The sequence below is a fragment of the Phyllobacterium sp. SB3 genome (assembly GCF_040009165.1).
In the GTDB taxonomy this organism is placed as follows: Bacteria; Pseudomonadota; Alphaproteobacteria; order Rhizobiales; family Rhizobiaceae; genus Phyllobacterium.
On sequence record NZ_JBDYKI010000003.1, the window covers coordinates 539543 to 566529 of the forward strand.

The 26987-nt window shown below is 50.2% G+C and carries 29 protein-coding genes, 1 tRNA gene, 1 pseudogene and 1 riboswitch; of the genes and pseudogenes, 27 read left to right on the top strand and 4 right to left on the bottom strand.

Features of this window, described 5'->3' with window-relative positions; all coding sequences use genetic code 11:
• The first annotated feature begins 31 nt into the window (after positions 1-31).
• The 23 genes from nthA to ABKW30_RS13895 all read left to right on the top strand — a co-directional run bounded on the left by nthA (position 32) and on the right by ABKW30_RS13895 (position 20714).
• Positions 32-652 (top strand): nitrile hydratase subunit alpha, encoded by a 621-nt coding sequence (gene nthA / locus ABKW30_RS13785; RefSeq protein ID WP_348599492.1) that lies wholly within the window; start codon positions 32-34, stop codon positions 650-652.
• On the top strand, positions 649-1308 hold the full coding sequence (gene nthB / locus ABKW30_RS13790) for a nitrile hydratase subunit beta (RefSeq protein ID WP_348599493.1): 660 nt from the start codon (positions 649-651) through the stop codon (positions 1306-1308). The genes nthA and nthB overlap by 4 nt, the downstream gene beginning before the upstream one ends.
• The gene (locus tag ABKW30_RS13795; protein WP_348599494.1) at positions 1295-1651 is read left to right on the top strand and encodes a nitrile hydratase accessory protein; all 357 of its coding nucleotides are present in this window, start codon (positions 1295-1297) and stop codon (positions 1649-1651) included. The genes nthB and ABKW30_RS13795 overlap by 14 nt, the downstream gene beginning before the upstream one ends.
• A gap of 5 nt (positions 1652-1656) precedes the next feature.
• Positions 1657-2094: a hypothetical protein gene (locus ABKW30_RS13800; RefSeq protein WP_348599495.1), complete on the top strand. Its 438-nt coding sequence runs from the start codon at positions 1657-1659 to the stop codon at positions 2092-2094.
• 61 nt (positions 2095-2155) lie between these two features.
• Positions 2156-3283, top strand: a complete 1128-nt coding sequence (locus tag ABKW30_RS13805) for an ATP-dependent RecD-like DNA helicase (RefSeq protein WP_348599496.1) — start codon at positions 2156-2158, stop codon at positions 3281-3283.
• 26 nt (positions 3284-3309) lie between these two features.
• The gene (locus ABKW30_RS13810) at positions 3310-3714 is read left to right on the top strand and encodes a GNAT family N-acetyltransferase (RefSeq protein WP_348599497.1); all 405 of its coding nucleotides are present in this window, start codon (positions 3310-3312) and stop codon (positions 3712-3714) included.
• A gap of 96 nt (positions 3715-3810) precedes the next feature.
• Positions 3811-4551, top strand: coding sequence for a pyridoxine 5'-phosphate synthase (locus ABKW30_RS13815; RefSeq protein ID WP_348599498.1), 741 nt, complete (start codon positions 3811-3813; stop codon positions 4549-4551).
• A gap of 141 nt (positions 4552-4692) precedes the next feature.
• Positions 4693-6618 carry a potassium transporter Kup gene (locus tag ABKW30_RS13820; protein WP_348599499.1) on the top strand — a complete coding sequence of 642 codons (1926 nt, stop codon included), beginning with the start codon at positions 4693-4695 and terminating at the stop codon, positions 6616-6618.
• A gap of 23 nt (positions 6619-6641) precedes the next feature.
• Complete coding sequence (locus tag ABKW30_RS13825) at positions 6642-7865, top strand: NAD(P)/FAD-dependent oxidoreductase (protein WP_348599500.1); 1224 nt, start codon at positions 6642-6644, stop codon at positions 7863-7865.
• An 86-nt stretch (positions 7866-7951) separates the two neighbouring features.
• Positions 7952-8590 carry a TetR/AcrR family transcriptional regulator gene (locus ABKW30_RS13830; protein ID WP_348599501.1) on the top strand — a complete coding sequence of 213 codons (639 nt, stop codon included), beginning with the start codon at positions 7952-7954 and terminating at the stop codon, positions 8588-8590.
• 63 nt (positions 8591-8653) lie between these two features.
• Complete coding sequence (gene ilvC / locus ABKW30_RS13835; RefSeq protein WP_348599502.1) at positions 8654-9673, top strand: ketol-acid reductoisomerase; 1020 nt, start codon at positions 8654-8656, stop codon at positions 9671-9673.
• Positions 9674-10250: 577 nt separating this feature from the next.
• The gene (locus ABKW30_RS13840) at positions 10251-11366 is read left to right on the top strand and encodes an endonuclease/exonuclease/phosphatase family protein (RefSeq protein ID WP_348599503.1); all 1116 of its coding nucleotides are present in this window, start codon (positions 10251-10253) and stop codon (positions 11364-11366) included.
• A gap of 3 nt (positions 11367-11369) precedes the next feature.
• A complete protein-coding gene (locus ABKW30_RS13845; protein WP_348599504.1) occupies positions 11370-12083 on the top strand; it encodes an NUDIX hydrolase in 714 nt (237 codons plus the stop codon).
• Positions 12084-12154: 71 nt separating this feature from the next.
• Positions 12155-13072 carry a PhzF family phenazine biosynthesis protein gene (locus ABKW30_RS13850; protein WP_348599505.1) on the top strand — a complete coding sequence of 306 codons (918 nt, stop codon included), beginning with the start codon at positions 12155-12157 and terminating at the stop codon, positions 13070-13072.
• Positions 13073-13184: 112 nt separating this feature from the next.
• Positions 13185-13260: transfer RNA gene (locus ABKW30_RS13855), tRNA-Lys, on the top strand.
• Between the two features lie 88 nt (positions 13261-13348).
• The gene (locus tag ABKW30_RS13860) at positions 13349-13693 is read left to right on the top strand and encodes a RidA family protein (protein WP_348599506.1); all 345 of its coding nucleotides are present in this window, start codon (positions 13349-13351) and stop codon (positions 13691-13693) included.
• A gap of 294 nt (positions 13694-13987) precedes the next feature.
• On the top strand, positions 13988-15406 hold the full coding sequence (locus ABKW30_RS13865) for a sulfatase-like hydrolase/transferase (RefSeq protein WP_348599507.1): 1419 nt from the start codon (positions 13988-13990) through the stop codon (positions 15404-15406).
• Positions 15407-15666: 260 nt separating this feature from the next.
• Complete coding sequence (gene rpsU / locus ABKW30_RS13870; RefSeq protein WP_348599508.1) at positions 15667-15942, top strand: 30S ribosomal protein S21; 276 nt, start codon at positions 15667-15669, stop codon at positions 15940-15942.
• Between the two features lie 179 nt (positions 15943-16121).
• Positions 16122-16691, top strand: a complete 570-nt coding sequence (locus ABKW30_RS13875; protein ID WP_348599509.1) for an NAD(P)H-dependent oxidoreductase — start codon at positions 16122-16124, stop codon at positions 16689-16691.
• Positions 16692-16735: 44 nt separating this feature from the next.
• Positions 16736-16856: riboswitch (TPP riboswitch) on the top strand.
• A 102-nt stretch (positions 16857-16958) separates the two neighbouring features.
• The gene (gene thiC, locus ABKW30_RS13880; protein ID WP_348599510.1) at positions 16959-18776 is read left to right on the top strand and encodes a phosphomethylpyrimidine synthase ThiC; all 1818 of its coding nucleotides are present in this window, start codon (positions 16959-16961) and stop codon (positions 18774-18776) included.
• 1 nt (position 18777) lies between these two features.
• Entirely contained in the window at positions 18778-19773 is a 996-nt protein-coding gene (gene thiO / locus ABKW30_RS13885; RefSeq protein ID WP_348599511.1) for a glycine oxidase ThiO, read from the top strand.
• Entirely contained in the window at positions 19742-19939 is a 198-nt protein-coding gene (thiS, locus tag ABKW30_RS13890; RefSeq protein WP_348599512.1) for a sulfur carrier protein ThiS, read from the top strand. Before thiO ends, thiS begins: the two co-directional genes overlap by 32 nt.
• Position 19940: 1 nt before the next feature.
• Positions 19941-20714 (top strand): thiazole synthase, encoded by a 774-nt coding sequence (locus ABKW30_RS13895; RefSeq protein WP_348599513.1) that lies wholly within the window; start codon positions 19941-19943, stop codon positions 20712-20714.
• Positions 20715-20723: 9 nt separating this feature from the next.
• Here the strand turns inward: ABKW30_RS13895 and ABKW30_RS13900 are convergent.
• Together ABKW30_RS13900 and ABKW30_RS13905 are read right to left on the bottom strand one after the other, a co-directional pair.
• Positions 20724-21319: pseudogene (locus ABKW30_RS13900) on the bottom strand (class I SAM-dependent methyltransferase).
• Positions 21320-21324: 5 nt separating this feature from the next.
• The gene (locus ABKW30_RS13905) at positions 21325-21774 is read right to left on the bottom strand and encodes an Rrf2 family transcriptional regulator (RefSeq protein ID WP_348599514.1); all 450 of its coding nucleotides are present in this window, start codon (positions 21772-21774) and stop codon (positions 21325-21327) included.
• A 306-nt stretch (positions 21775-22080) separates the two neighbouring features.
• Between ABKW30_RS13905 and ABKW30_RS13910 the strand changes: the two genes are divergently transcribed.
• From ABKW30_RS13910 to cysW, 4 genes are all read left to right on the top strand, one after another.
• Positions 22081-22272 (top strand): hypothetical protein, encoded by a 192-nt coding sequence (locus ABKW30_RS13910; RefSeq protein ID WP_348599515.1) that lies wholly within the window; start codon positions 22081-22083, stop codon positions 22270-22272.
• A 250-nt stretch (positions 22273-22522) separates the two neighbouring features.
• Positions 22523-23530 (top strand): sulfate ABC transporter substrate-binding protein, encoded by a 1008-nt coding sequence (locus ABKW30_RS13915; protein ID WP_348599516.1) that lies wholly within the window; start codon positions 22523-22525, stop codon positions 23528-23530.
• Between the two features lie 106 nt (positions 23531-23636).
• Positions 23637-24479, top strand: coding sequence for a sulfate ABC transporter permease subunit CysT (gene cysT / locus ABKW30_RS13920; protein ID WP_348599517.1), 843 nt, complete (start codon positions 23637-23639; stop codon positions 24477-24479).
• A complete protein-coding gene (gene cysW, locus ABKW30_RS13925; protein WP_348599518.1) occupies positions 24463-25329 on the top strand; it encodes a sulfate ABC transporter permease subunit CysW in 867 nt (288 codons plus the stop codon). The genes cysT and cysW overlap by 17 nt, the downstream gene beginning before the upstream one ends.
• On the opposite strand, the gene ABKW30_RS13930 is transcribed toward cysW, so the two are convergent.
• Both ABKW30_RS13930 and ABKW30_RS13935 read right to left on the bottom strand, forming a co-directional pair.
• Entirely contained in the window at positions 25326-25886 is a 561-nt protein-coding gene (locus tag ABKW30_RS13930) for an alpha/beta hydrolase (RefSeq protein ID WP_348599519.1), read from the bottom strand. The genes cysW and ABKW30_RS13930 overlap by 4 nt on opposite strands.
• A 137-nt stretch (positions 25887-26023) precedes the next feature.
• A complete protein-coding gene (locus ABKW30_RS13935) occupies positions 26024-26968 on the bottom strand; it encodes a lysylphosphatidylglycerol synthase domain-containing protein (RefSeq protein WP_348599520.1) in 945 nt (314 codons plus the stop codon).
• Between the last annotated feature and the right edge of the window lie 19 nt (positions 26969-26987).

Sequence of the window (26987 nt, forward strand, 5' to 3'; positions counted from 1 at the left end):
TCCACGATCGTAGATGCATAGGATTTTTGCCATGCCACACGATCACGATGACCACCACCATGATAATGAGCTTGACCCAATGGCTGCGCGCGTACGTGCGCTGGAAACAATATTGACGCAGAAGGGACTCATTGATCCGCTGGCGATTGATGCCATTGTTGAAACGTATGAAACCAAGGTTGGGCCACGAAATGGCGCGAAGGTCGTGGCGAAAGCCTGGAGCGATCCCGAGTTTTCTCAATGGCTCAAGCGTGATGCAACGGCAGCTATTGCATCACTTGGATTTACCGGCCGCCAAGGTGAGCATATGCAAGCCGTATTCAATACGGTCGACACGCATAATCTGGTCGTTTGTACACTTTGTTCTTGCTACCCTTGGTCGGTGCTTGGGCTGCCGCCGGTTTGGTATAAATCACCACCCTACCGGTCGAGGGCCGTTGTCGATCCACGCGGTGTCCTGGCTGAATTTGACTTGATCCTGCCTGAGACCACTAAAATTCGCGTATGGGATTCCACTGCCGAACTGAGGTATCTGGTGGTGCCTTTACGTCCCGAAGGCTCGGATAAATTCAATGAAGAGCAACTGGCTGAACTGGTTACGCGTAATTCCATGATTGGTACCGGGCTGGCTTCGACACTGGTGCAACGATGAACGGACCACAAGACCTCGGTGGGCAAATGGGATTTGGCCCCGTAGCGCCGGAAGCTGATGAACCATTATTTCATGCAGACTGGGAAAAAAGAGCATTAGGTTTGACGCTCGCGGCGGGCGGCATGGGCCATTGGAATATAGATGAAAGCCGTCATGCTCGCGAAAGCCTGCATCCCGCTGATTACTACTCGTCGACCTATTACGAAATTTGGATCAAGGCTCTGGAAGTGCTGCTGGAGCGGCATGGATTTGTCTCCGGTGAGGAACTGACGACAGGTCGCTCCCTGATCGAAGGGACGCCCCCAAGGCGCGTTCTCTCAGCAAACAATGTGTCGACCGTTCTTGCGAAAGGAGGCCCTTGTGATCGGGAGATGACTACTATCCCTCGTTTTGCTGCTGGCGATCATATCCGCACTCGCAATTTAAACCCGCAGACGCATACACGTCTGCCAAGATACGCGCGCAACAAGTTCGGTACAATCGAGGCTGTTCGCGATGGTTTTGTATTTCCTGATACCAATGCGCATGGTGGAGGCGAAAATCCTCAGTATGTTTATACGGTGGTTTTTCCGGCCACAGAAATTTGGGGTGAGACCGCAGATCCGACACTGACGATCAGTATCGATGCCTGGGAGAGCTATCTTGAACCTGCGTGACCTGATTAATGTCCCCACTGACTTGGCAGGCGAACCCCCTGTTTTTGCGGAACCATGGCAGGCTGAGGCGTTTGCCATAGTGGTTGCCTTGCATGCGCAAGGACTATTCACCTGGGAAGAGTGGGCACGGGCTCTCTCATCACAGCTGAAACAGCCGGAAGCAATGGAGGATGCCAGCGATTATTATAGATGCTGGCTCGCTGCGCTGGAATCACTCATAACTGAGAAAAATATTACACCAAAGGCTGATATAGACTTGCTGGCGGAAGCGTGGCAACGCGCTGCCTTGGCGACGCCACATGGGCAGCCTATCAGGCTCGAAAATGATCCTCACCGGGTATGAATACTATGCTGACAGCAATACGATGTACCTCTCTTCTCGCTTTGATCTTTTTGGGGTTTGCAGGGGAACAGGCCTTTGCGCAAGCAGATATTTGGCCCGCACCCAACGAAGAAGAGCTGCGCAAAATCATTACAGGGGCGACCCTGACCGGCGAGGTGAAAGCTCAGCCGCCGTTTAACTTCAGTGAATTCCTTGGCGCTGACGGCACGTCACGCGGCAAGATGATCGAATGTTGCAAGCCGGAAGAGTTGGCAACAAAAGGGATGTCCTATTCAGGGGAGTGGGCACTCGATCAGGGCAGCCTGTGTTTCACCTATGAAGGCGAAGAAAAGAAGATCTGTTGGAAGTTGCAGGTCAAGGGTGATCGTTTTCGCATGTTGGACCAGCAATTCGGACTTGCGGGTGAAGGGCAAATCCGTTCAGGTAACCCTGATAACCTATAGTCTAATATGCTTGGGCAGCATTTTCCTTGCCCTTTGATTACGAATCCTGTCTCTCAGGATCATGCAATTGTCACCACAACAGGATGAGGCCTTACAGGCCGTTTCAAAATGGCTGAAAGGCGGGCGGAGTCCGATTTTCAGGCTGTTTGGCTATGCCGGCACTGGCAAGACGACGCTTGCGCGCTACTTTGCCGAGCATATTGAAGGCGATGTCCAATTTGCTGCATTTACAGGCAAAGCAGCGCAGGTATTACGTTCGAAGGGCGCCCGAAACGCCCGAACGCTACATTCGCTGATTTACAGGCCGCGCGGTGAAGAAGCTGTTGAAAATGAAACCACCGGCAAAACCAGTATAGCACCAACGTTTTCTCTTAATCGTCAGAGCCCCGTAGCAAAGGCGAAATTGATTGTTGTTGACGAATGCTCCATGGTTGACGAGCAGCTTGGTCGCGATCTTATGAGTTTCGGCACGCCAATTCTCGTGCTCGGTGATCCGGGGCAGTTGCCGCCAATATCCGGCGGTGGATTTTTCACCGAGCATGAACCTGACTTTCTGTTAAGCGAGATTCACAGGCAGGCGCGCGATAATCCAATCCTGCGGCTGGCGCTGGATGTTCGTGAAGGTCGCGACTTTGACTTTGGCGATTATGGTGCTGCCAAGGTGATTTCCAAATCTGATGTAACTCAGGAGTTGGTACTTGGCGCAGATCAAGTTCTGGTCGGAACCAATCGAACCCGCAAGCGATATAACCAGCGCTTGAGGGAGTTGAAAGGGTTCTCTGCCGCCTTTCCCCAAGCAGGAGATAAGCTGGTTTGTCTGCGAAATGATCCCGCCAAGGGGCTGCTTAACGGCTCCCTTTGGAAGGTGATGACTTCTTCCCGTGAAACCGTAAAGCCTGGCATCAATCTATTGATTGCGCCGGAAGATGAAGAGCCAGGGCGTGGTGTTGCCAAAATCAAGCTCTTGAAAGCTCAGTTTGATGATCCTGATGTAGAGATTCCCTGGCAAACGAAGAAGCGTTTTGATGATTTCGATTATGGCTATGCCTTGACTACACATAAGGCGCAGGGTTCCCAATGGAATGAAGTTGTTTTGTTCGATGAGAGTTATGCCTTCCGGGATACGCGCGATCGATGGCTTTATACGGCGATCACCCGGGCTGCCGAACGATTGACCGTTGTAAGATAGTTTCACTCTTGCCGTGTGAGTATGAGATGAATTTTCATTGGATAGAAGCGTTCGAAGGACAACGCGCAGTGGAACTCCATGATCTGTACAGCAAGGAATGGTGGACCAAGGGACGATCATTTGATGATATGATGCGAATGCTCAAGCATTCTGATTTAACGCTTGGATGTTGCACCGAAAATGGCAAACTGATCGGGTTTGCCCGGGTGCTTACGGATTATACATTCAAGGCGTTTATTTTCGACGTAATTGCCCATGAGAGCTTTCGCGGACTGGGAGTGGGACAAAGGATAGTCAAACGGATATTCGACCACGAAACATTGAATGGCGTTCGAAGTTTTGAGCTTTATTGTCCCGATCACATTGCTCCCTTCTATGAAAAGCTGGGATTCACCAGATCGACTTCTTCACTTTTGGTACACCGGCATTAAAGCGCGATATCAGGAACGCGTGGATGAAATAACCATGTCTAGCGTCGCTGAACTCATGTACAACGAACCAACTCATATCATCGGCGGATACCATTCATGACTGCGTCACTCTCCGTAAATCTAAATGCCGTTGCCATGTTGCGGAATCGTCGTGATTTGCCTTGGCCGAATGTTATTGGTATCGGCCGCATTGCACTGGCCGCGGGTGCATCCGGGTTGACAGTGCATCCCCGGCCAGACGAAAGGCATATTCGTTTTTCAGACCTCCCGGACCTTCGCGCGCTCATCGATGACGAGTTTCCTGAAGCAGAGTTTAACATTGAGGGTTATCCAACCAGCGAATTTCTGGAGTTGGTCGCCAGAAACGAGCCGGAGCAAGTGACATTGGTGCCCGATGATCCGGCTCAATCCACATCGGATCACGGATGGGACTTGCAACGACATGCAGATTTCCTGATGCCAATTATTCAAGGTTTGAAAAGCCGAGGCGCGCGCGTTTCCTTATTTATTGATCCAAATCCGGAAGCACCCGATGCGGCAAAGAAATTGGGTGCAGATCGGGTCGAGCTTTATACCGGTCCATATGGAGCAATGCATGATGATGCGAAGCGTGCTGTGATCGAACTTGAAAAGCTGACAGCTACGGCTTCTGCAGCGGCAAGTATTGGTATTGCAGTGAATGCCGGACACGATCTAACGGTTGCCAATTTACCCCCCTTGGTCAAGAAAATGCCAAACCTTGTTGAAGTTTCGATTGGACATGGCCTTACAGCTGACGCTTTAATACATGGAATGGCAGGAGCTGTAGAAAGATTTTTGGATGCACTCAAAGTATAATGCTTTGATTTGGCAGAATAATCTCTAGCCATGCATTTTTGCATAACGAAAATGGTGAGTTATGTTAAAATGGCGATTGATATTGCGCTGCAACACGACTAACTCGTCCGCCCACGCTGTACGAGCGAGGGAAAAATTTTTATGAATGACCACCAGGCGGTCGGTGATGATTGCGATAATGGCTCTGTCAGCTATGAGCCGGAGCCGCATCACAAAGAAGCTTTCCCAGTCCTGGTTCTGGGCGCCTTGGGTGTTGTCTATGGCGACATCGGAACCAGCCCGATCTATGCTTTCCGCGAAGCACTGCATGCGGCTTCATTGGATGGTAGCTTGAGCCGTACAGACGTGCTTGGCGTCGTGTCCATGATCTTCTGGGCATTGGCACTGATCGTCACCATCAAATACGTCATCTTTGTATTGCGCGCGGATAATGATGGGGAAGGCGGAATACTGTCCCTCATGGCGCTGGCTCGGTCGAGCTTTAAATCACGGCCACAACTTATCCTGGGGCTAGGTATTGTCGGAGCTTCGCTATTCTATGGCGATGCAGTGATTACCCCCGCGATCTCGGTGCTTTCTGCTGTTGAAGGGCTCGAGATAGTAACCCCGACCCTGAAACCATTTATCGTCCCCATAACGATTGTAATTCTTCTGACTTTGTTCTCCATTCAGAAGTTTGGGACAGCAAGCGTAGCTAAGATATTCGGGCCGATTACGTTGATCTGGTTTCTTGCTATCGGATTCTTTGGGCTATTGCATATAGCCGATGACCTCAGCATTTTTGCGGCCGTGAATCCCTATTATGCGTTTGAGTATATTATGAACAATCCGCAAACCGCATTCCCGACGATCGGTACCGTGTTTCTTGCGGTGACCGGTGCGGAAGCGCTGTATGCCGATCTTGGCCATTTCGGTCGTAAGCCAATTGCCACAGCTTGGATGTGGGTTGTTTTCCCCTGCTTGTTGCTCAACTATTTTGGACAAGGCGCGTTTATTCTAGCCTATCCGGATGAGGCGAAGAATCCGTTTTTTGAAATGTTCCCGCACTGGGCTCTTTTGCCGATGGTGCTGCTGGCAACTATGGCGACAGTCATTGCCAGTCAGGCAGTTATTTCCGGCGCTTATTCCTTGTCGCGTCAGGCAGTGCAGCTCAATCTTCTACCGCGGCTGAATATCGAACACACTTCCGAGAAACAGTCGGGGCAAGTTTATCTGCCAAAGGTCAATGCGCTTCTTGGTATCGTTGTTGTACTGCTTGTGCTGGGCTTTGAACGCTCGTCAAATCTGGCATCTGCATACGGTATTGCGGTCACCGGGAATATGCTCGTAACGACGATACTCCTTTTCATCGTCATGACCCGCATCTGGAAATGGAGCCTGTGGTTGGCCGCCACTCTAACGGGGTGCTTCCTCATCATCGACCTTACTTTTGTGAGCGCTAACCTGATCAAGGTTGTCGATGGTGGCTGGGCATCGCTGGTTGTCGCCTTCCTCATTGTCCTTATTATGTTTACTTGGGTTCGCGGTAGCCGCAAGCTTTTCGAAAAGACCCGAAAGGGCGAAGTTCCGCTTGCTTTGATATCAAAGAAGATGGCTGAAAATCCACCGACTTTGGTTCCTGGTACAGCAGTTTTTCTGACTGGTGATCCCAAAAGTACGCCAACTGCTCTTATGCATAGCCTTAAGCACTATAAGGTCTTGCATCAAAACAACGTCATCCTGACGGTAATTACTGCACCATCACCATTGGTCAAAAAGAGTGACCGGGTCCGGATTGAACCCATCAACGACCTGTTCATGCGGGTAACTTTGACCTTCGGTTATATGGAGCGGCCCAATATTCCCCGGACGCTGGCTATCTGCCGTAAGCAAGGGTGGAAGTTCGACATTATGACGACTTCCTTCTTCCTGTCCCGGCGATCTTTGAAGGCCTCGGCGCGCTCTGAAATGCCGCACTGGCAGGATCGCCTGTTTATTGCTCTCGCAAAAAGCGCTAGTGACGCCACAGAGTATTTCCAAATCCCGACTGGGCGCGTGGTTGAAATTGGAACGCAGGTCAACATCTAGCCTCTCGAGCAAAACTGGTGGCAATGAGGAAATTACAGATCGGGATTGTGGGCGCGGGACCAGCTGGACTTGCTGCTGCACTCTATCTCAAACGCGCAAATCATGATGTTACGCTATTTGAGCGGTTTTCCTCTGCGTCTCCGGTTGGATCAGGGCTGATCCTTCAACCGACCGGACTGACTGTACTCGATGATCTCGGGTTGTTTCAGGCGATTCAAGTCTTGGGTAACCGGATTGACCGGCTATATGGTGCGGACGCGCTTTCCGGTCGTACTGTTCTTGATGTGAGATACTCTGCGCTCAAGGGTGGAAGGCACGGTATAGCAGTTAATCGGGCAGCTCTATTCGATGTCCTTTACGATGCGGTGTTACGTCAGGGCATCAATATTGAAACCAACGTTGACATCGTATCCCTTGACGTTGGCGCAGGTTCTTCATGGCTTATAACGGATACTGGTCGCCGTATTGGAGCTTTTGATCTGGTAGTGGATGCCAGTGGATCAAAATCAAAGATCAGGAGCTTTGCATACAAAAGTCGGGAACCGAAGCCGCTGACCTATGGAGCTTATTGGGTGTCGCTTAAATGGCATCCAGAAGGTTTTGACGAACATTCGTTATTGCAGCGTTATCGTAAAGCGGGAGTGATGATCGGTGTTCTGCCAATAGGTAAGGCAAGCGCTGACGGTCCGAAAACCGCGGCATTCTTTTGGAGCACGAAGCCTGAGGAAGAGCCAAAGTTGCGCGACGCGGGAATAGCTCACTGGAAAGATCGCGTATTTTCGCTTTGGCCGGAATGCTCGGTCTACCTCGATCAAATCGATAGTTTTGATGATATGACACTGGCGCGGTATGGTCACCATACATTGCCGATGCCAATTGGACGCCACCTCTCTGTAATAGGTGACGCCGCTCATTCCACAAGCCCGCAGTTGGGGCAGGGCGCTAATATGGCATTGCTGGATGCCAGAGCTCTGGCCCATGCCCTGGATACATCAACTGAGCTGACCGCTGCGTTAGCTCAGTACGCATCTTCGAGGCGCATGCACGTAGCCGGGTTTCAAAGTCTCTCGCGCGCCTTTACGCCCTTCTATCAGTCTGATTCTAGGGTATTGCCCTTCATTCGCGACCATGTTGTTCCAATAGTCTCCCGCATTCCTCCCACGCCACAACTATTGGCATCAATGGTCTCCGGTACCTTGATCGATCCGTTCGGGCCGATAGGTCTGCGTGAGAAAATCTGGGGCTAAATTTTTTCCAGCACCGCTTGTCAAACCTCGGCACGTATATTAGAAAGCCAACCGTAACGTACGGTACGGTACGGTTGGAGGACGCGTTGAAGTCAGAACTGGAAATTAGCGAAACTGCATTAACCGAGCGTCAGAAAGACGTGTTGGATGCTGCACTCGCGCTTCTGGTTGAGGCTGGTGACAAGCTCACAATGACAAGCGTTGCCCGGCGCGCAAGCTGCTCGAAGGAAAGCCTGTACAAATGGTTTGGTGACCGTGATGGACTGCTGACAGCAACCGTTCAGTGGCAAGCCTCCAAGGTGCGCGGAGTTCCTGTTAGCCGAGATGCGTTTGATCGCAATGCACTGGTAGCAGGTTTAGAGCGCTTTGCAGCCGATTGGCTGCGTGTTCTGTCGGGTAAAATCTCAGTCGCATTGAATCGTGTAGCGGTGACGCACGCCGGTACTGATAAGCACGGGCTTGGTCGCGATCTTGGCGGTATCGTTTTAGAGAACGGCCCATTTGCCATGGCTCGCAGGCTTGAGCCCGTTCTGCTGCTTGGACGCGAAGCAGGGCTGTTACAATTTGAACAGACCGATGAAGCATTCCGTACATTTTTTGGTTTGGTCGTGCGCGACGTGCAAATTCGCCTGCTGCTGGGAGATCATTTCGAACTCGGCGAGACAGCAATCGAGCGTGACGCAAAACGGGCCACCGAACAATTTCTCGTTCTCTACAAACCCTAAGGAAAATCGGTCAGGAAATGACCGAAAAACAATACTGATTGAAACATAGGAAGGAATAAACCAATGCGCGTATATTATGACCGGGATGCTGACATCAATCTGATCAAGTCGAAGAAGGTTGCCATCATCGGCTACGGTTCTCAGGGCCGTGCCCATGCGCTTAATCTCAAAGATTCAGGTGCCAAGGATGTGCGCATTGCTTTGCGCACCGGTTCAGAAACTGCCAAGAAGGCAGAAGCTGATGGGTTTCAAGTCGTCAATGTTGCAGAAGCCGCAAAATGGGCAGACCTGATGATGATGGCAACTCCTGACGAACTTCAAGCTGATATCTATAAGGACCATATTGCTGCCAATATCCGTGATGGTGCAGCGATTGCCTTCGCTCATGGCCTCAACGTGCATTTCGGTCTTATCGAGCCAAAGAAGACTGTTGACGTTGTTATGATCGCGCCGAAAGGCCCAGGTCATACGGTTCGCGGCGAATATCAGAAGGGTGGCGGTGTACCCTGCCTTATCGCCATTCATCAGGATGCATCAGGTAACGCCCATGATCTTGCTCTGTCATATGCTTGTGGCGTTGGTGGCGGTCGTTCAGGCGTTATCGAGACCAATTTCCGTGAAGAATGCGAAACTGATCTATTCGGTGAGCAGGTCGTATTGTGCGGTGGTCTGGTAGAGTTGATCCGCGCTGGTTTCGAAACGCTGGTTGAAGGCGGTTACGCGCCAGAAATGGCTTATTTTGAATGCTTGCATGAAGTTAAGCTGATCGTTGACCTGATCTACGAAGGCGGCATCGCCAACATGAACTATTCGATCTCGAATACCGCAGAGTGGGGCGAATATGTATCTGGCCCACGTATCATCACTGCCGAGACAAAGGCAGAAATGAAGCGCGTTCTGACGGATATCCAGACAGGCAAGTTCACTTCCGACTGGATGCAGGAATACAAGGCCGGTGCATCGCGCTTCAAGGCTATCCGTCGTAACAACGATAAGCATCAGATCGAAGAAGTTGGTGAAAAGCTGCGTGGCATGATGCCTTGGATTGGCAGCAACAAGCTGGTTGACAAGGCGAAGAACTAAGATATCCAAAAATGGAAGGCCAGTGACGAGAACCACTGGCCTTTTTTGTATCAAGAACTGTTATGTGAGTTGCCCGGATTTAGTTTCCCAAAGCGTCGCACTTTGGCAGATCAAAGATCACACCGCTGCCTTGGACGATTGACAGGCTTGTACGTGTTGTCGAACGCCCGGTAGGATTGATAGGCCGCGCGGCATTTTTCTGTTTGTGTAGGGCCACTGTTACCCGTTGGCCGATTGGCTCGCCCATTATAGCAGTTTCCGCTCGAGCAATCGCGCAAGCTGTCCCGGTAAGGACTATTGTTACGTAGGATGATCGGAGCCCGTGGGACTACATCAAGTCCACGTGGTGCAGGGCGGTACGTTTGGATTTCGCGTGCTGAGGCGATGGATATCTGTCCCACGATCGTCAAAGACAAAGCGGCCAGTGCAATTTTAAGAAGTTTCATAGTCTCGCGGTTCCGGTTGTCCATGTGTTTGATATAGGCGCTTACGTCGCTGATCGCTACTGGCAGCGGCAGGTTAATACGGGTAGGGTCTTTGTAGTGAATACTTCCTGGCCTCCATTTCGGGATTTTGCATGTCAGTTCGCATTGCTACCTTTAACGTCGAAAATCTGATGAACCGGTTCGATTTTTCCGGTTTCAAGAATAATCTTAATAAAGACAGGACCTTGCAGCTTTTCCAGATACAGGATGAGGCGCAATACCGGCAACTGGAACAAGCGCGTGCAATCGCTCACGCCGACGACACACGTCAGTTGACCGCTTTAGCGATCGCTGAAACTCACGCCGACATTCTTTGCCTTCAGGAAGTCGATAATATCGGGGCGCTGAATGCTTTCGAGTTTGGCTACCTCTTCAAAATGGTTGGTGAAGGATATCGCCATAAATATATGGTCGAAGGAAACGATAGCCGCGGGATTGACGTGGCTGTATTGATGCGAGATCAGACACGCGATGGCCTGCCAATCGAATTCGTTGCGATGACGAGTCATGCCCACATCACATATAATGATTTCGGAATTCACAACTCAGAGTTGGCATTGCTGGGTATCGAGGCGTACGAACGAATATTCAAGCGTGATTGTCTTGAGATCGACGTGCGCATTGATGGTAAGCCGCTGACGCTTTTTGTTAGCCACTTCAAATCAATGGGTACGCCACGCAATGGTATGGATGGTCGCACTGCGTCCATGCCCGTTCGAGTGGCGGAGGCCAAGGCGGTACGCCGGATAATCGAAGACAAGTTTGCTGGGAACGGTGGCTCGGCCGATAAAAGCTGGGTCGTTTGCGGCGATTTCAATGATTATCGTGAACGCGTTCTGATCAAAGGCGATACATTGGCCGGATATCGGTTCGAACCTGTCAGTGAGGCTGAGAGCAGTGTGAATGTTCTATTAGAGGGTGGATTTTGCGAAAATCTCGTTGAGCGCCGTCCTGTTATGGACCGTTGGACACTTTATCATACTCGTGGACCGGAGGAACGGCACTTGTGCCAGCTCGATTACATTCTGGCCTCACCGGCGCTGGCGCGAAACAATACACAAACTATTCCGGACATTATCCGGCAGGGACAGCCATTTCGTACGGTTTTTCCGCCGGATCAAAAGGTTGAGCATTTTCCACGCATCGGCTGGGACCGCCCCAAGGCTAGCGATCATTGCCCCGTCGCAGTTACATTTGGCGTGGTTTAACAAATGAAAGCCTTTCCCGAGAAGACAGTGATTGAGCTTAGAGATGCCTCGATTCGAATAGAAGACGGCACCCTGGCCTACGTACTGGACAACAAATCAGAAATTGCGGCAAATTGGGAAGCAGAGCGCAAAGCAAATCCCGCGCTTTTCAATGGCGATTTCTTCATGGCCGAACAAGCACATATCGCTCGCGGCTTGTTTGAAGCAGTTTATAAGCGAACGCGTTTCGAGACGATGATGCATTGGAAGCGGAATAATGCATCGCTCAAGCCTTGGCATATTTTCGCGGTAGGTGTGATCGTTTCCAGTGACAATGCGCTGATTGCGGGACGAATGGCGAGTTCGACAGCAGCTGCGGGACGAGTTTATTTCCCTGCTGGGTCTTTTGATGAAGGCGATGTTCGCAATGAGAGCATCGATATTGACGGCAACATGCAACGAGAGGTTATGGAGGAAACGGCAATCGATCTAATGGATGCGCGCCGCTTCGATAGCAATATCTACCTTGTTACCGCAGATTGCAGTATTGCATTGTTCCGCCGTTATTATTTTGATTTGAGTTCGCAAGAGTTGCTCGCTCGTATACGCCATCATATTGCGGGTGAGATCAATTCGGAGCTAGACGATGTAATTGCTGTGACGTCGCCGGCCGATATGAGCGATACGACACCTGCCACATTCCGAGCCTTTGGTGATTGGCATTTCAGCCAAATGTAACCGTTACAAGGTTTGGCTTGAACGACTAGGGTGTTGCTCTATTTTCACTGGCTTTAGCAGGAGCATTGTCAATGTCTGATCGCCATTATGAAGTATATGACGTTTTTACCTCTGAAGTCTTGAAGGGAAATCCGTTGGCGATCGTTCACGATGCGGACGGCCTTGATGATGAGGCAATGCAAAGGATAGCACGCGAGTTCAATCTCTCGGAGACGGTCTTTGTACTGCCAGCCCAAAACGCCTCTCATACAGCTTGGATTCGTATTTTTACCCCGGATTATGAGATGCCCTTTGCCGGGCATCCGACAGTCGGAACGGCGGTGTCGCTTGCACAAAAGCGATTTGGCGATGCGGGAAGTAGTCAGGACGTGCTTATCATCCTGGAGGAGCAAGTTGGTCCTGTGCGTTGCGGCGTGAAGCTGAGTAAGGATGGGACTTTTGCTGAATTCGACCTTCCAAAATTGCCTGAAAGGGTAGGTTACAATTATGATAAAGTGGCAATTGCAAAAGCGCTGCGGCTTGAGCCCGATGAAATCGGTTTCGAGAATCACGTCCCAAGTATTTGGGATGCAGGTGTTCCATTCCTGTTAGTGCCGATCCATGGGCTGGCTACAGCCGCCCGTATTCATATTGACCAGACTGCGATACGAGAGGTTGCACCGCGTATCGGTCATCGCCAATTGCCGGTCTATGCTTATTGCCGGGAAACCATGCAGCATGGAAGTAGCTTTCATTCACGTATGTTCGTGAGCAACGATGGGACCTATGAAAATCCCGCAACTGGATCAGCCACTGCTGCCTTTGCCGGAGCTGTTCATTTGTTCGACGAGCCGCTAGACGGCTTGCTTCGCCTGTCTATCGAGCAGGGGTACGAGATGGGCCGTCCTTCTAACCTGCAATTGGAACTTGATGTCAAAGATAGAAAGTTAATCGGCGCAAGAATTGGTGGCTCCGCGATCAGGGTGGCGGAAGGTAGATTGTTTGTCTGAGAGCAAAAAACTCACGTTCTTGGCGATCAACGCGATAAAGTTTTGCGAAGGGCTGGACAGGCAAGATTTGCCCCGTTATAGAGCGCTCACTGTCGTCGCGGAAGCGGCTGACGGGCACATAGCTCAGTTGGTAGAGCAGCTGACTCTTAATCAGCGGGTCGTAGGTTCGATCCCTACTGTGCCCACCACTTATTCTGAAAAGAGGGCCATATGGCCCTTTTTTCTTGCACTCAAACAAGCATCCGCTTGTTCTGAAACCTTCCAGAGGAGATTTTCATGAGCGTTCGTCGTATTGAAGCAGGGCCGCGTATGAGCCAAGCCGTCATTCATGGCAATACGGTGTATCTGGCTGGTCAAGTCGGTGGCCCCGGCAAGAGCGTAACTGATCAGACGAAAGATATACTCGCGTCCGTTGATCGTTTGCTGAAAGAAGCAGGCACCGACAAATCCAAGCTGTTGCAGGCCATTATTTGGCTCGATGATATGAAGGATTTTGGTGAGATGAATGCAGTGTGGGATGCTTGGGTTGATCCGGCAAATGCTCCAGCGCGTGCAACCGGCGAAGCCAAGCTTGCGACACCAGAGTATAAAGTAGAAATTATCATTACTGCTGCAATTTGAGAGTTAGCCAATAACTCTTCCAGCATTCGGAACTAGCGCGGACACGTGTGTCCGCGCTTTTTTATTGTCAATGTCATGATGGCTCGTTCAGAGGGAGACAGAGCCGTCAATAGGATGGGCCGTTGGGACCATAAGTCATCAAGATGCATTATTTTTCCTAGAATCTCTTTAATACCAGCATCGGTTTTCTTGAATTACACCCCATCCCTAGCTCAATATCCCGTCCATCGGTTTAAGCCTTTATCACAGCGACGATATTGAGAATTTTATACTATAATTTATAGGGCATTGATTATGGCGACAAATATAACGCGGCGTAAGGTGCTGCAGGGTGCAGCCATTGGAACGATGCTGGCGACAGCTGCAAGCGGTAAAGGGGCGCTCAATCTCAACAAAAAACCTAATATCATTTTTATTCTTGCTGATGATCTTGGATACGCCGACCTTTCATCTTACGGGCATCCGACAATAAAAACGCCTTACATCGATAAGATTGGAAATGATGGTGTTCGCCTGTTGCAGGCCTATTCCAACTCGTCGGTTTGCTCAGCGACCAGAACAGCAATTATGACCGGCCAGTACCAGTATCGATTGCCGCTTGGTTTGGAAGAGCCACTTGCGGGGCGCAATGTAGGATTGCCGCCCTCCCAGACAACATTGCCGTCTCTGTTAAAGCAGGCCGGATATGAGACAACATTGATTGGGAAATGGCATTTGGGAGCTTATCCCAATTATGGTCCACTGAAGAGCGGATATGATCATTTCTACGGATTTCGAGGGCCAGCACTCGATTATTACAATCATGGTGCGGACTTCTGGGAAGATGATGTTCAGATTAATGAGGTTGGCTATCTTACGGATCTTCTTGGTGACAGGACTGTTGAGCTGATTGAAAAAAGCGATAGTTGTGAAAGGCCATTCTTTGCAAGCGTGCATTTTAATGCCCCACATTGGCCATGGGAGGCTCCGGGAATACAAGGACAAGAGGAGTCCGCTCGGAAAAAGGCAGGTTTGGCTGCTTTTGACGCGGGTACTCAGGATGTCTATCGTCAAATTGTCGAGCGGTTGGATTTTCAGGTTGGTAGAATACTGCAAGCCCTCTCTGACAATCGCATCAGTGAAAATACAATCATCATTTTTACGAGCGACAATGGTGGCGAAAGATTTTCAAATACTTGGCCTTTCTCCGGCAAAAAATCCGAGTTGCTTGAAGGCGGTATAAGGATTCCCGCCCTCATACGTTGGCCAGCGAAAATACCCGCCGGACAAACCAGTGAGCAAGTCACCTTGAGCATGGATTGGCTGCCCACATTGCTGGAAGCTGCAGAAACAAATGTTAATCCCACCTACCAGCCGGATGGCCTATCCATTTTGCCTGTGTTGACAGGAAACGAACAGGTCAAATCGCGCAATGTGTTTTGGCGCTACAAGGGAAATGCTCAGCGTGCAGCACGTATCGGAAACTATAAATATCTCAAGATTCTAGCGAATGAGTTCCTTTTCAACGTTGTAGATGACCCGTTAGAGCGGGCAAATCTCAAAAATCGACTACCGGATACTTATAAAAGCATCCGACTTGAATGGCTCAAATGGAATCGTGGCATGCTGCCGGAAACGAACGAAAGCCAAACTTATGGATTTACAAGCGCGACATTTGCAGATCATATCGGCGCGCAACCCGTGACGACGGGTGCGAATAAACATGATGAGTAATTTCCTGTGAGCCAAGCGTCGGGATTTAGCCTGCCGGCCGGTGTTTGGGCTGCTGATGTAATGATTACGAAAGTAGTGTTTTGAACAACTACATTGGGACTGCACCAAGTTAATTGCTTGGGTGCACTGGATTTTTGGCGCGGGGTTGAATAAAGTCCGCGCTTCTCCGGATTGCCGTAGGGGCAATTCTTTAAAACGCTTGTCTGATTGTGGTCATTTTCGTCTCCGCAAGACGAGGCAAGCATGAGTAAGGAAAACGATTGCAAGTTCTCGTCCGTGATAACAATGTTGAACAGGCCCTTCGGGTTCTGAAGAAGAAGATGCAACGCGAAGGTCTATTTCGCGAAATGAAAGCCCGTCAGGCTTTTGAAAAGCCATCCGAACGCCGCGTTCGTGAAAAAGCTGAAGCTGTAAGCCGCGCCCGCAAGGCAGCACGCAAGCAGGCTCAGCGTGAGGGTCTGTTACCCGGCCCGAAAAAGAAAGAACGTATTGTACGTCCTGGTGCGCCAGCAGGGAACGACTACAATAACCGCTAAATATTGATAGGCCTTTGTTGCCTTTCATCGTGACGACAAACCCGCATGGCTGAAAGGCCGTAGCGGGTTTCGTTTTATTGTACTTTCAGCATCGTGCGGTTTCAAAAAAGTGCCTTCTTGCACGAAGCATTAATGTATTTACTTATCGATCATCGCAGATTTTTGGAGATATGATCGCTATGGCACTGAAGCTTAATATTATCATCGCAAGCACGCGCCCAGGCCGCGGCGGTCCTGCGGTAGCAAAATGGTTTAATGAGTTTGCCAAGCAGGATGGCAAGTTTGAGCCTGTGCTGATCGATCTTGCTGATTTCAATCTGCCAATCTACGACGAGCCGAATCATCCTCGCATGAAAAAGTACGAGCATGAACACACCAAGAAGTGGAGTGAGGCCATCGAGCCGGGCGATGCTTATATTTTTGTTATGCCGGAATATGACTATAACGCCCCACCGTCATTGATAAATGCGCTGGTCTACCTGTGGAATGAGTGGAACTACAAGCCTGCAAGCTTTGTCAGTTATGGCGGTGTTTCGGGCGGTTTGCGCGCCACGGAATCTGTCAAGGGTCTATTGTCGGCACTCCGCATGGTGCCGCTTGGCGAGAGTGTTCCAATCCCTTCCTATCAGCAGTTTATCAATGATGATGGCGTGTTTACACCAAACGAACTTGTCGCGACCAGCGCTACGACTGTTTTGACAGAATTGGCCAAGTGGGCCGGTGTGTTGAAGCCGCTTCGGAATTCATGATTGTAGAGCCGCTTGACAATAACGTGTCCAGCGGTTCACTTTAAGCCATTCACCAGGGGAGTCCCGACAAGGGGCTGAGATACTGCTTCAGGCATAGCCAAGCGCAGTGACCCGTTGAACCTGATCCAGTTCACACTGGCGTAGGGACGGTGCAAAGGTTATCGCGCATGGTGCATTGGCACTGAATCCATTTTTGGATTCGCGAAGCTTCTTTCATCCTTCCGGCACAGAACTGGGTTTCCTGCAATAACGCAAAGGAACCTGACGATGACTGCTGTAACAAAAATTATCGAGGCCCCAAAGGTTTCAACGGGGCCGCTTCCTGCTTCGATCAAGGTTTATAAACCGGGAAACATTCATTCCGAAATTCGCGTTCCCTTACGTGAAATTTCCGTTCATCCTACTGCGGGTGAACCAAATCTTGCTGTCTATGATTCATCTGGCCCTTACACCGATACAGCCAGAAGTATTGATATCAATAAAGGTATCGAACGCACCCGTGAGACATGGAAGGTTGGGCAGCAGGCCGATAGTTACTCCTACGAAGGACGGCTGATCCAATCCGCCGACAATGGTTTCGCCACTGGTGAGCGACTAACCCGAGAATTCCCCATACTGCATCAACCCCGCAAGGCTCGTGATGGAAAAGCCATAACCCAGCTTGCGTATGCTCGCGCCGGGATTATCACGCCTGAGATGGAATACGTTGCAGTTCGGGAAAATCTTGGCCGTGACGTGGCCCGAAACATAGTGCGGGATGGTGAGTCCTTCGGTGCTTCAGTACCGGATCATGTAACGCCAGAATTCGTCCGTGAAGAAATAGCTCGAGGCAGGGCTATTATACCGGCCAACATAAATCACCCCGAACTTGAGCCAATGATTATCGGCCGGAATTTCCTGGTAAAGATTAATGCCAACATCGGTAATTCGGCCGTGACATCTTCGATGGAAGAAGAAGTGGAGAAGATGGTTTGGGCCATTCGCTGGGGTGGCGATACTGTGATGGATCTTTCGACAGGTCGTAATATTCACAATATTCGCGAGTGGATCATTCGTAATTCGCCCGTACCGATTGGAACAGTTCCGCTTTATCAGGCGCTGGAAAAAGTAGGAGGTATCGCGGAAGACCTGACGTGGGAAGTTTACAGAGATACGCTGATCGAACAGGCAGAGCAGGGAGTTGATTATTTTACCATTCATGCGGGTGTGCGGCTGCACTATATTCCTCTGACTGTAAACCGCGTCACAGGTATTGTTTCGCGGGGCGGATCCATAATGGCAAAATGGTGTCTACATCATCATCGCGAAAGCTTTTTATACGAACATTTTGATGAGATTTGCGATATCTGCCGAGCTTATGATGTGAGCTTCTCCCTTGGAGATGGTTTGCGTCCAGGTTCAATAGCCGATGCAAACGATGCAGCGCAGTTTGCCGAGTTGGAGACCTTAGGTGAACTAACACAAATTGCCTGGGCCAAAGATTGCCAAGTCATGATTGAAGGGCCAGGCCATGTCCCGATGCACAAAATCAAGGAGAATATGGACAAGCAGCTTGCCGTTTGCGGCGAGGCACCTTTCTATACGCTTGGACCGCTCACCACCGATATTGCCCCCGGTTACGATCACATTACATCTGGTATCGGTGCTGCAATGATCGGTTGGTTTGGTACGGCGATGCTTTGCTACGTTACACCCAAGGAGCATTTGGGATTACCCAATCGTGACGATGTAAAGGTTGGCGTCATTACCTATAAGATCGCCGCTCATGCGGCGGACCTTGCCAAGGGGCACCCGGCCGCGAAATTGCGCGATGATGCACTGTCGCGCGCGCGTTTTGAGTTCCGCTGGGAAGACCAGTTCAATTTGTCGCTCGATCCCGAAACGGCACGGCTTTATCACGACGAGACCCTACCGAAGGAAGCGCATAAAGTAGCTCATTTCTGCTCGATGTGCGGACCAAAATTCTGCTCGATGCGCATTTCACATGACATTCGGGCAGAAGCACAAAAAGAAGGCATGGCTGCGATGGCGGAAAAATTCCGCGTTGGCGGCGATCTTTACTTGCCGCTCACCGCTGGAGAATGACGTGGTAAGCGTTTTGGTAAAAGGGGCTGGCGTCGCCGGCCTCACAGTTGCCTATGAGCTTCGTATACGCGGCGCTGAGGTTACCATCGTTGAACCCTATCCAGACGGAAAGGCTGCCGCCTCATGGTATGCCGGTGGCATGTTGGCACCGTGGTGTGAACGGGAAAGCGCTGAACAAACGGTGGTCGAACTTGGACTACGGTCGGCGGATTGGTGGGAGGCAACACTTCCCGGCTCGGTAACGCGCAAAGGCACGCTGGTAATCGCTTCCTCGCGAGATGCGAAAGATCTGGATCGATTCGGTTCGCGTACATCCGGTTTTGTGCATATCGGTGATGAAGCAATTTCGCTTTTGGAGCCGGATCTTGCTGGGGCTTTCCAGAAGGGGCTTTTCTTTGAAAGCGAAGCACATTTATCCCCTCGTGCTGCCCTGTTTGAGCTGAAGACCAAGTTGGTCGCTTTCAGTACCCGCTTTGAGACAAGCCTGGATAATGTTGAGGCTTCCCGCTTTGACTGGATCGTTGATTGCACCGGAATAGCAGCAGCGGACACTGAATTACGGGGAGTGCGTGGGGAGATGCTTATCCTACGGACGAAAGATATTCAGTTGGCACGTCCGGTGCGTCTTTTGCATCCGCGCTTTCCGCTATATGTCGTACCCCGACCGGACCATATGTTCATGGTGGGAGCCACGATGATTGAGAGCGATGCAGACGGACCAATAACTGCGCGTTCAATAATGGAATTGTTGAACGCTGCCTACGGTGTTCATCCCGCATTTGGCGAAGCAGAAGTCATAGAGACCGGAGCGGGGGTTCGCCCAGCCTATCCTGATAATCTGCCGCGTGTGGTCAAGTCTGGCAATATAATCAGCATTAACGGACTTTACCGCCACGGCTTTCTGCTCGCACCCACAATGGCAAAAAAGGCTGCTGATATGATCGTGAAGGAAAGGAGCATGCATCATGAAACTCATCGTGAACGGCGAAGCGCATGACGTCGTGGCGCAATCTCTTGACGCATTGTTGCTTGAATTGAACTTTGAAGGTGAATGGCTTGCAACCGCAGTGAACAGTGAATTGGTGCGTGCAACGGAGAGGCAGAATCACGTTTTAAAGAGCGGTGATCGCATCGAGATTCTAACACCCAAACAAGGTGGATGACATGCTGAAATTGTATGGCGAGGAGATATCGTCCCGCCTTATGCTTGGCACGGCGCAGTATCCGTCTCCTGCAATTCTCATTGATGCAATCAAAACATCAAAAACAGAGATTGTTACAGTGTCGCTTCGACGAGAAATGTCCGGGGCGAAATCGGGTGAAGGATTCTGGTCTCTAATCCGTTCGTTGGATTTGCGCGTACTGCCCAATACAGCGGGATGTCACACAGTAAAAGAGGCCGTTTTGACGGCACATATGGCACGCGACGTCTTTTCGACTGACTGGATCAAGCTGGAAGTCATTGGCAATCACGACACTTTGCAGCCGAATGTCTTCGCGCTTGTGGAGGCGGCACGGATTCTCACCGAAGAAGGTTTCAAGGTATTTCCCTACACAACAGACGATCTGATTGTAGCAGAACGCCTGCTGGAAGCCGGGTGTGAGGTTCTCATGCCATGGTGCGCGCCTATTGGTTCGGCAATGGGACCGTTAAATCGATATGCATTACGTTCCATGCGCGGGCATTTTCCTGAAGTACCTATGATCGTCGATGCAGGATTGGGGCGCCCATCGCATGCAGCCGAGGTAATGGAATTGGGATTTGATGCTGTTTTATTGAACACTGCGGTGGCTAAGGCAGGTAATCCTGTTGCGATGGCCGACGCTTTTGCCAAAGCTGTTGATGCAGGCTGCTCGGCATATCAAGCAGGCATGCTTGAACCACGCGATCTAGCTGTTCCCTCTACGCCGGTTATAGGCAAAGCTGTCTTTACATAAGATGGAAAATTATGACGCCTTAGTCGCGATGACGTGGAGCCATTCGGTAGGCTCATTGTCATAACCACTACCCATAAGACTGGTGATTTCAACCGAAGACCAGATTTGGCCGTAAGCCTGCCGAAGCCATTCCGGTGACGGATAATTATAATAACGACCGAACGCGTCGCGGCCTTCCTGCTCGCCGACCTTGTAGCTTGCAAAAAAACAACCATTAGGCTTGAGCGCTCGTTCTATGCGTTGAAGAGCTGCTTTTAAGTCTGCTCGGGGAACAGCAGGAGAGAGGCATTAGCCCAAACTGCATCGAATTTGCTGCGGTCCACAATTTGATCGAATCTCATTACTTCTGCAGGAACGCCAAGGCGCTTTTGCGCCTGATAAGCAAGCTCCGGACTTCCATCGGTCGGCGTAACGTCAAAACCTCGTGCCAACATATGAGCACTGTCATCACCTCCGCCACAGCCTAATTCCAGAATCGAACAACCGGGCGTGAGGCGAGTAAGAAAAGAATCCAGTTGTTCATAAGATCGATTATGGTCGCGATTGGCATAGGCCTCAGCATTTTCCGAGTAAAATCGCTGCGTATCTTGATCTTCGCCGCTCATGACAATCACATATCCAGGATCGCGGGTATTTTGCCTTTTTCTCCGTGAACAAGACAATCAGCAATTGTTGTTCCGTCGAGAACACCCCGAGTTACGTTTGCTACTTCGTTGAAAACATGACGAATTTCACACGTGTCTTCACTGGTGCAATCCTCGCAACGTCGATAGGCGATTTTGCTAAGACAGGGAAGAGAAGCAATAGGACCATCAATCAAACGCAGGACTTCGCCGAACGTAATATCATCGGCTCCCTTGAGAAGAAGATAGCCTCCCATCTTCCCGCGGCGGCTCGTGACAATGCCTTCGCGCTTGAGGTCTAGCAGGATTTGTTCAAGGAACTTTTTGGGAATGTTCTGCTCTTCCGCAATATCCGAAATGAAAAGAGCTTTCTCGGAGTCAGCGCGTGCAAGGACGACTAGTGCCCGCAGGGCATATTTGGCTTTTTGCGATATCATTCTTCTTTGCCTGACAACCGGTTGGATGCAGTCATAGTCCCTCGCTAGACATTTTCTAGTGTAAAAACGTTAAAAATTTGAGTTTTTTTGTGGCAGCTAAATGTCTTCATAATGGCGGGTAAGCCGCTGAAAAATAATAAATCATTAATATCTGCGAGGTCTCTGACTTTCGATAAGCCACTCTTCCGATACACGATTAAAACAGTAGTGATTGTTGACAAATAATTTCAAGGCGTCATCATTGGGTATCCGTTGACCGTAAATGGCAACTCCACTCTGCAACCGAGTTCATTTCAGGAGGTCGCAATGTACAGTGAAGTATCAGGCATTTTTAATCGCGCGGAGCGTCTGTGGCGGGAAGTTTTCACGTCGGAAAATCTTGAGTTTACTGCTCGCGACTCGCAGAATCGCGATGAGGAAGAGGCTTCAGCAAAAAAGCGCCGCAACTGGACAGAAGAAGACTTTCTATGGTGCTGGCAGCATCGTGGCTTCTGGTAAATTTACGAGTCCAGTCTGATCCGTTTTCACTCGCATCGGAAAACGACAGAATGCTATTTGGCGTTTTCTCGCATTTTATTAATTTATAGAATTTGAATCCTGGCTGGCCGGATTTATTGACAATATAAATCTTCCTTCTGGCCGCAATTCCCGTCAATCTCGCAAAAATTGTTCGTTAAGTTAAAAGTAGAGCGGACTGGGTGTGGCTAGAAATGCGGAGCGCAAGTTGTGCTCGGCCGGGGAGAATTTAATGAAAAAATTGGTTGCCTATGCGGCGTTGGCTTTAGGATTTGTTTTGACTCCGGCACAGGCAGCTGATGAGCCTACCGAAATCCTCAATGTATCTTACGATATCTCCCGTGAACTCTATGAGCAGATCAATAAGGCCTTTAGCGTCGCCTACAAGGCGCAGGTGGGCAAGGATATTACTGTTAATCAATCACACGCTGGTTCGTCCAAGCAGGCCAGATCCATTCTGGAAGGACTAGAAGCGGATGTAGTAACCTTCAATCAGGTTACTGACGTGCAGGTGCTGCATGACAAGGGCGACCTGATCCCTGCTGATTGGCAGTCGCGGCTACCAAACAACTCATCTCCATATTATTCGCTTCCGGCTTTTCTGGTGCGTGCGGGCAATCCAAAAAACATCAAGAATTGGGATGACCTCGTTCGCGATGATGTCAAGGTTGTTTTCCCAAATCCAAAAACTTCCGGTAACGGGCGGTATACCTATCTGGCTGCTTATGCCTATGCGCTTGAAGCGAACAATAAGGATGAGACAAAGGCGCAGGAATTTGCCAAGAAACTGCTCGCCAATGTTCCGGTGTTCGATACGGGCGGTCGTGCGGCGACCACGACTTTCGCTGAACGTGGTATCGGAGATGTGCTGGTAACTTTTGAGGCTGAGGTACTGGGCACCCGCAAGCAACTTGGTGAAGATAAATATGAAGCGGTTGTCCCGCCGGTGAGCCTTCTGGCCGAGTTTCCGGTATCGGTAGTTGATAAGGTTGCTGATAAACGAGGATCTCGCGCCATTGCTGAGAGCTATTTGAAGTTCCTTTATACGCCCGAAGGACAGGACATTCTCGCGCAGAACTATAACCGCGTCCACGACGAGACCATTAAAGCGAAGTATGCATCGCAGTTTCCGGACACCCGCCTTTTGACGGTTGAGGATGTATTCGGGGGCTGGAGTAAAGTCACCAAGGATCATTTGGCGGAAGGTGGTATTCTGGACAAGGTATTTACCAAACGTTGAGGCAAATACTGTCGGTACTTTGAGAAAATGGCGCGGTCAGTTGCCCGCGCCATTTTCTGTTCAATAGATCGCTTGCGTTAAAGCCCGGATGAACTAAGAAACCTTCATGTCATTGTTTTCGAAATCCAGTCAGCGCGGCATTTTGCCGGGTTTCGGTCTCACTCTCGGAGTGACGCTGTTGTATTTTATGATCATTGTTGCGCTGCCGCTTCTGGCAATGCTCTATAAGTCCTTCAATCTGGGTTGGGCTGATTTTTGGTCTATCGTTTCGTCTGACAGGGCTGTCGCTACCTATCGCATAACGATCGGTGCAGCTTTACTGGCAACTCTTCTGAACGCGATGTTCGGAATGTTACTCGCATGGGTTTTAGTGCGTTATGAGTTTCCCGGGAAGCGCCTCCTCGATGCTGTAGTTGATTTGCCCTTTGCACTACCTACAGCGGTTGCGGGGCTGGCGTTGGTAACTGTGTTTTCTGCCAATGGTTGGTTTGGTCGGTATCTGGAACCATTTGGCATCAAGGTGGCCTATGCACCACTTGGCATAGCACTTGCCATGATGTTCACCAGTATTCCCTTCGTTATCCGCACAGTTCAGCCGGTATTGGAAGATGTGGCGACAGATGTTGAGGAGGCTGCCCGTTCATTGGGCGCTACGAACTGGCAAATATTTGCCAATATAATTTGGCCAGCTATTTTGCCGGCATTTATTGCCGGATGCAGCCTGTCATTTGCACGTAGCCTGGGAGAATTTGGCGCCATCGTTTTCATTTCGGGTAATCTGCCATTTGAAACCGAAGTAATGTCTCTTCTCGTCTTCATCCGGTTGGACGAATATGACTATCCGGCCGCCGCGGCGATCGCCACAGTCATGCTGTTCATCGCATTCGTTATGCTCTTCGTTACAAACTCCATACAGGCTTGGCAGCTCAGATATGCAGAACGCAACTAATCTGATTGCACCCGTGGCAGGGTTGCAGCTTTCGAAACGGCACGGCAAAAGACCAGGGCAGCTTTCGCAATGGCTTTTGATTATTGCAGCAATGCTTTTGTCGCTTGTGCTTATAGGCGTGCCCCTGCTGGTAATCTTTACCTATGCCTTTCGGGAAGGGATGGCCGTCTATTTAGGCCAGATAAGCCAACCGGCAACTTTGCACGCTATATGGTTGACAGTCCTCACGGCAATCGTTGTTGTCCCAATCAATATGGTGTTTGGGATTTGCGTGGCTTGGTTGGTAACGCGCTTTAGATTTCCCGGGCGCCGCCTATTGATCACCTTTATCGAAATTCCTTTTTCAGTCTCTCCGATCGTTGCGGGTGTGACCTATTTGTTTCTGTATGGTAGCCAAGGGCTACTTGGACCATTACTGGAGAGCTACGACATCAAGATTATGTTCACCGTTCCAGCGATATTTCTGGTGAGCCTTTTCGTTACCAGCCCATTTGTTGCACGCGAATTGATCCCGCTCATGCAGGCGCAAGGTAGCGAGGACGAGGAGGCGGCGATCACACTAGGTGCCAGCGGGCTGCAGACTTTCTTTTATGTTACGCTGCCGAATATTCGTTGGGCCCTTCTTTACGGTGCCGTGCTTTGCAACGCCCGCGTAATGGGCGAGTTTGGCGCTGTTTCCGTCGTGTCCGGCGCAATCCGTGGGCAAACAAATACGTTGCCATTGCAGATAGAATTGCTGTTCAATGACTACAATGTAACGGGGGCATTTGCGGCGTCGTCAACATTGGCCTTGATTGCTGTCATAACGCTGGTTCTCAAATACATCCTTGAACGAAAACAACTAAGCTAAGCGGCGTGTTGCCTGCCAAAAATCTGCTGAGGTCTGCGCATTGAATCTGCGAGGATATGACCTTCCGGCCATGAGCCAAAACCGCTTTCAATGTTGATGTGTCCGGAGTTCTTCATGTCTACGAAGCCGGAACCCCAAACATTCGCGAGTGCCTGTGCCTTGTTGAATGACATATATGGGTCATCGCGGCTTGCGACGACAACTGATGGGAAGGATAGCTTATGACGGGGTAGGGGCGCGAAGCTCTGAAATTTTTCATCCCATGTGGCCATGCGCTCGGCATCTGCTGGCGCTACGAGAATTGCACCTGCCACATGTGCAGCCGAAGGTCGGCTTGCGAGGTGCGCAACCAGGATGGATCCAAGGCTATGAGCAACTAAAATGGCTCCGGGCGTCTCGGCGAGTGCAGCTTCGAGCACATGAAGCCATTGCGAAAGAACCGGATTGTTCCAGTCATCCTGCTCAATAAGGCGCGATGTTTCATCCTCAAGGAGCCACTGGCGCTGCCAATGTCCGTTTTCCGATCCGCGATATCCCGGAATAATCAATGTTGTCATTGCGTCACTCCATGTTGAAGTCTGTGTTCAAAATAGAGTGTCGAGCCACGCTCTTGAAGAAACTGTGCACTAAAGTCCGGGATATCTGGAAAATATTTCCTGCGTGAATGAGCACTGAGGTGAAATTGAACGGGCGCTCACTCGTCTTTTTTGTACCAACGCAGCAACAATTGCGAGCGCTCGAAAACAAGCACAATCACAAGTGAAAGGGCAAATGGAATCAGCAAATAGAACAAACGAAATATGATGAGGGCGGCAAGTACATCGGCTTGATTCATGTCCGGTAAGCCAGTGAGGAACACCAGTTCGAGAACCCCTAATCCCCCGGGTGCATGCGATATTAATGCTGCAGAAAATGAAACCAAAAATATGCCGAGGATAATCATAAACCCAGGATTTCCAGCCGCTGGTAACGTGAAATAGATGATTGCGGCCGCGCCAATAAGTTCCAGAGGCCCCACAATCAGTTGCTGTGCAACCACCGGCAGCCGTGGATACTCAAGAGTAAACTGACGAATACGTAAGGGCTTGAAGTGAAGCCAACTGCCAAAAACGTAAAGCAGGATAAGCGCCAGTGAGCCAATTCCCAGGATGTAGCCTAGTGAAAGAGGCAACTCGGAATTGAATCGCTGTAGAATTTCTGGCTCGATCAAAAGAACAATGGCACTTAAAGTCATCACACCAATAAGAAAAGTGAACGAACAGAAAGCGATCAGTAGCGCTATCTCGGGACCGCTCATTCCTTGAGATGAATAGGCGCGATAGCGCACGACTGCACCTGAAAGAACGGAAGCACCTATATTGTGCGACAGTGCATAAGTCGTGAAAGAACACAGGGCAATAAACACCCATGAAATCTTGCGACGCAAATGTAAAAGTGCGATGCGATCGTAGCCAGCGAGAGCGGCATAGGCAATTAGAGAAGCCAAAGCAGCCAACACCCAGCGATGCATCGAAATAGCTTTAAGACTGTCGATTACATCGTCCAGAGAAATACTCCGTAGCTCCTTGTATAGAAGCCATGCGGAAATGCCGACAGCAGCCAGTCCGACGACCGGCCAAATGTAGTCCTTGAGCTTCATATTTTTCCCCGCCCGGCCT

Bases quoted from the DNA above. Each gene is read 5' to 3' on its own strand.
- nthA (WP_348599492.1), top strand. From the start codon at position 32: ATGCCACACGATCACGATGACCACCACCATGATAATGAGCTTGACCCA.
- nthB (WP_348599493.1), top strand. From the start codon at position 649: ATGAACGGACCACAAGACCTCGGTGGGCAAATGGGATTTGGCCCCGTA.
- ABKW30_RS13800 (WP_348599495.1), top strand. From the start codon at position 1,657: ATGCTGACAGCAATACGATGTACCTCTCTTCTCGCTTTGATCTTTTTG.
- ABKW30_RS13805 (WP_348599496.1), top strand. From the start codon at position 2,156: ATGCAATTGTCACCACAACAGGATGAGGCCTTACAGGCCGTTTCAAAA.
- ABKW30_RS13810 (WP_348599497.1), top strand. From the start codon at position 3,310: ATGAATTTTCATTGGATAGAAGCGTTCGAAGGACAACGCGCAGTGGAA.
- ABKW30_RS13815 (WP_348599498.1), top strand. From the start codon at position 3,811: ATGACTGCGTCACTCTCCGTAAATCTAAATGCCGTTGCCATGTTGCGG.
- ABKW30_RS13820 (WP_348599499.1), top strand. From the start codon at position 4,693: ATGAATGACCACCAGGCGGTCGGTGATGATTGCGATAATGGCTCTGTC.
- ABKW30_RS13825 (WP_348599500.1), top strand. From the start codon at position 6,642: ATGAGGAAATTACAGATCGGGATTGTGGGCGCGGGACCAGCTGGACTT.
- ilvC (WP_348599502.1), top strand. From the start codon at position 8,654: ATGCGCGTATATTATGACCGGGATGCTGACATCAATCTGATCAAGTCG.
- ABKW30_RS13840 (WP_348599503.1), top strand. From the start codon at position 10,251: ATGTCAGTTCGCATTGCTACCTTTAACGTCGAAAATCTGATGAACCGG.
- ABKW30_RS13845 (WP_348599504.1), top strand. From the start codon at position 11,370: ATGAAAGCCTTTCCCGAGAAGACAGTGATTGAGCTTAGAGATGCCTCG.
- ABKW30_RS13850 (WP_348599505.1), top strand. From the start codon at position 12,155: ATGTCTGATCGCCATTATGAAGTATATGACGTTTTTACCTCTGAAGTC.
- ABKW30_RS13860 (WP_348599506.1), top strand. From the start codon at position 13,349: ATGAGCGTTCGTCGTATTGAAGCAGGGCCGCGTATGAGCCAAGCCGTC.
- ABKW30_RS13865 (WP_348599507.1), top strand. From the start codon at position 13,988: ATGGCGACAAATATAACGCGGCGTAAGGTGCTGCAGGGTGCAGCCATT.
- ABKW30_RS13875 (WP_348599509.1), top strand. From the start codon at position 16,122: ATGGCACTGAAGCTTAATATTATCATCGCAAGCACGCGCCCAGGCCGC.
- thiC (WP_348599510.1), top strand. From the start codon at position 16,959: ATGACTGCTGTAACAAAAATTATCGAGGCCCCAAAGGTTTCAACGGGG.
- thiS (WP_348599512.1), top strand. From the start codon at position 19,742: ATGAAACTCATCGTGAACGGCGAAGCGCATGACGTCGTGGCGCAATCT.
- ABKW30_RS13895 (WP_348599513.1), top strand. From the start codon at position 19,941: ATGCTGAAATTGTATGGCGAGGAGATATCGTCCCGCCTTATGCTTGGC.
- ABKW30_RS13905 (WP_348599514.1), bottom strand. From the start codon at position 21,774: ATGATATCGCAAAAAGCCAAATATGCCCTGCGGGCACTAGTCGTCCTT.
- ABKW30_RS13910 (WP_348599515.1), top strand. From the start codon at position 22,081: ATGTACAGTGAAGTATCAGGCATTTTTAATCGCGCGGAGCGTCTGTGG.
- ABKW30_RS13915 (WP_348599516.1), top strand. From the start codon at position 22,523: ATGAAAAAATTGGTTGCCTATGCGGCGTTGGCTTTAGGATTTGTTTTG.
- cysT (WP_348599517.1), top strand. From the start codon at position 23,637: ATGTCATTGTTTTCGAAATCCAGTCAGCGCGGCATTTTGCCGGGTTTC.
- cysW (WP_348599518.1), top strand. From the start codon at position 24,463: ATGCAGAACGCAACTAATCTGATTGCACCCGTGGCAGGGTTGCAGCTT.
- ABKW30_RS13930 (WP_348599519.1), bottom strand. From the start codon at position 25,886: ATGACAACATTGATTATTCCGGGATATCGCGGATCGGAAAACGGACAT.
- ABKW30_RS13935 (WP_348599520.1), bottom strand. From the start codon at position 26,968: ATGAAGCTCAAGGACTACATTTGGCCGGTCGTCGGACTGGCTGCTGTC.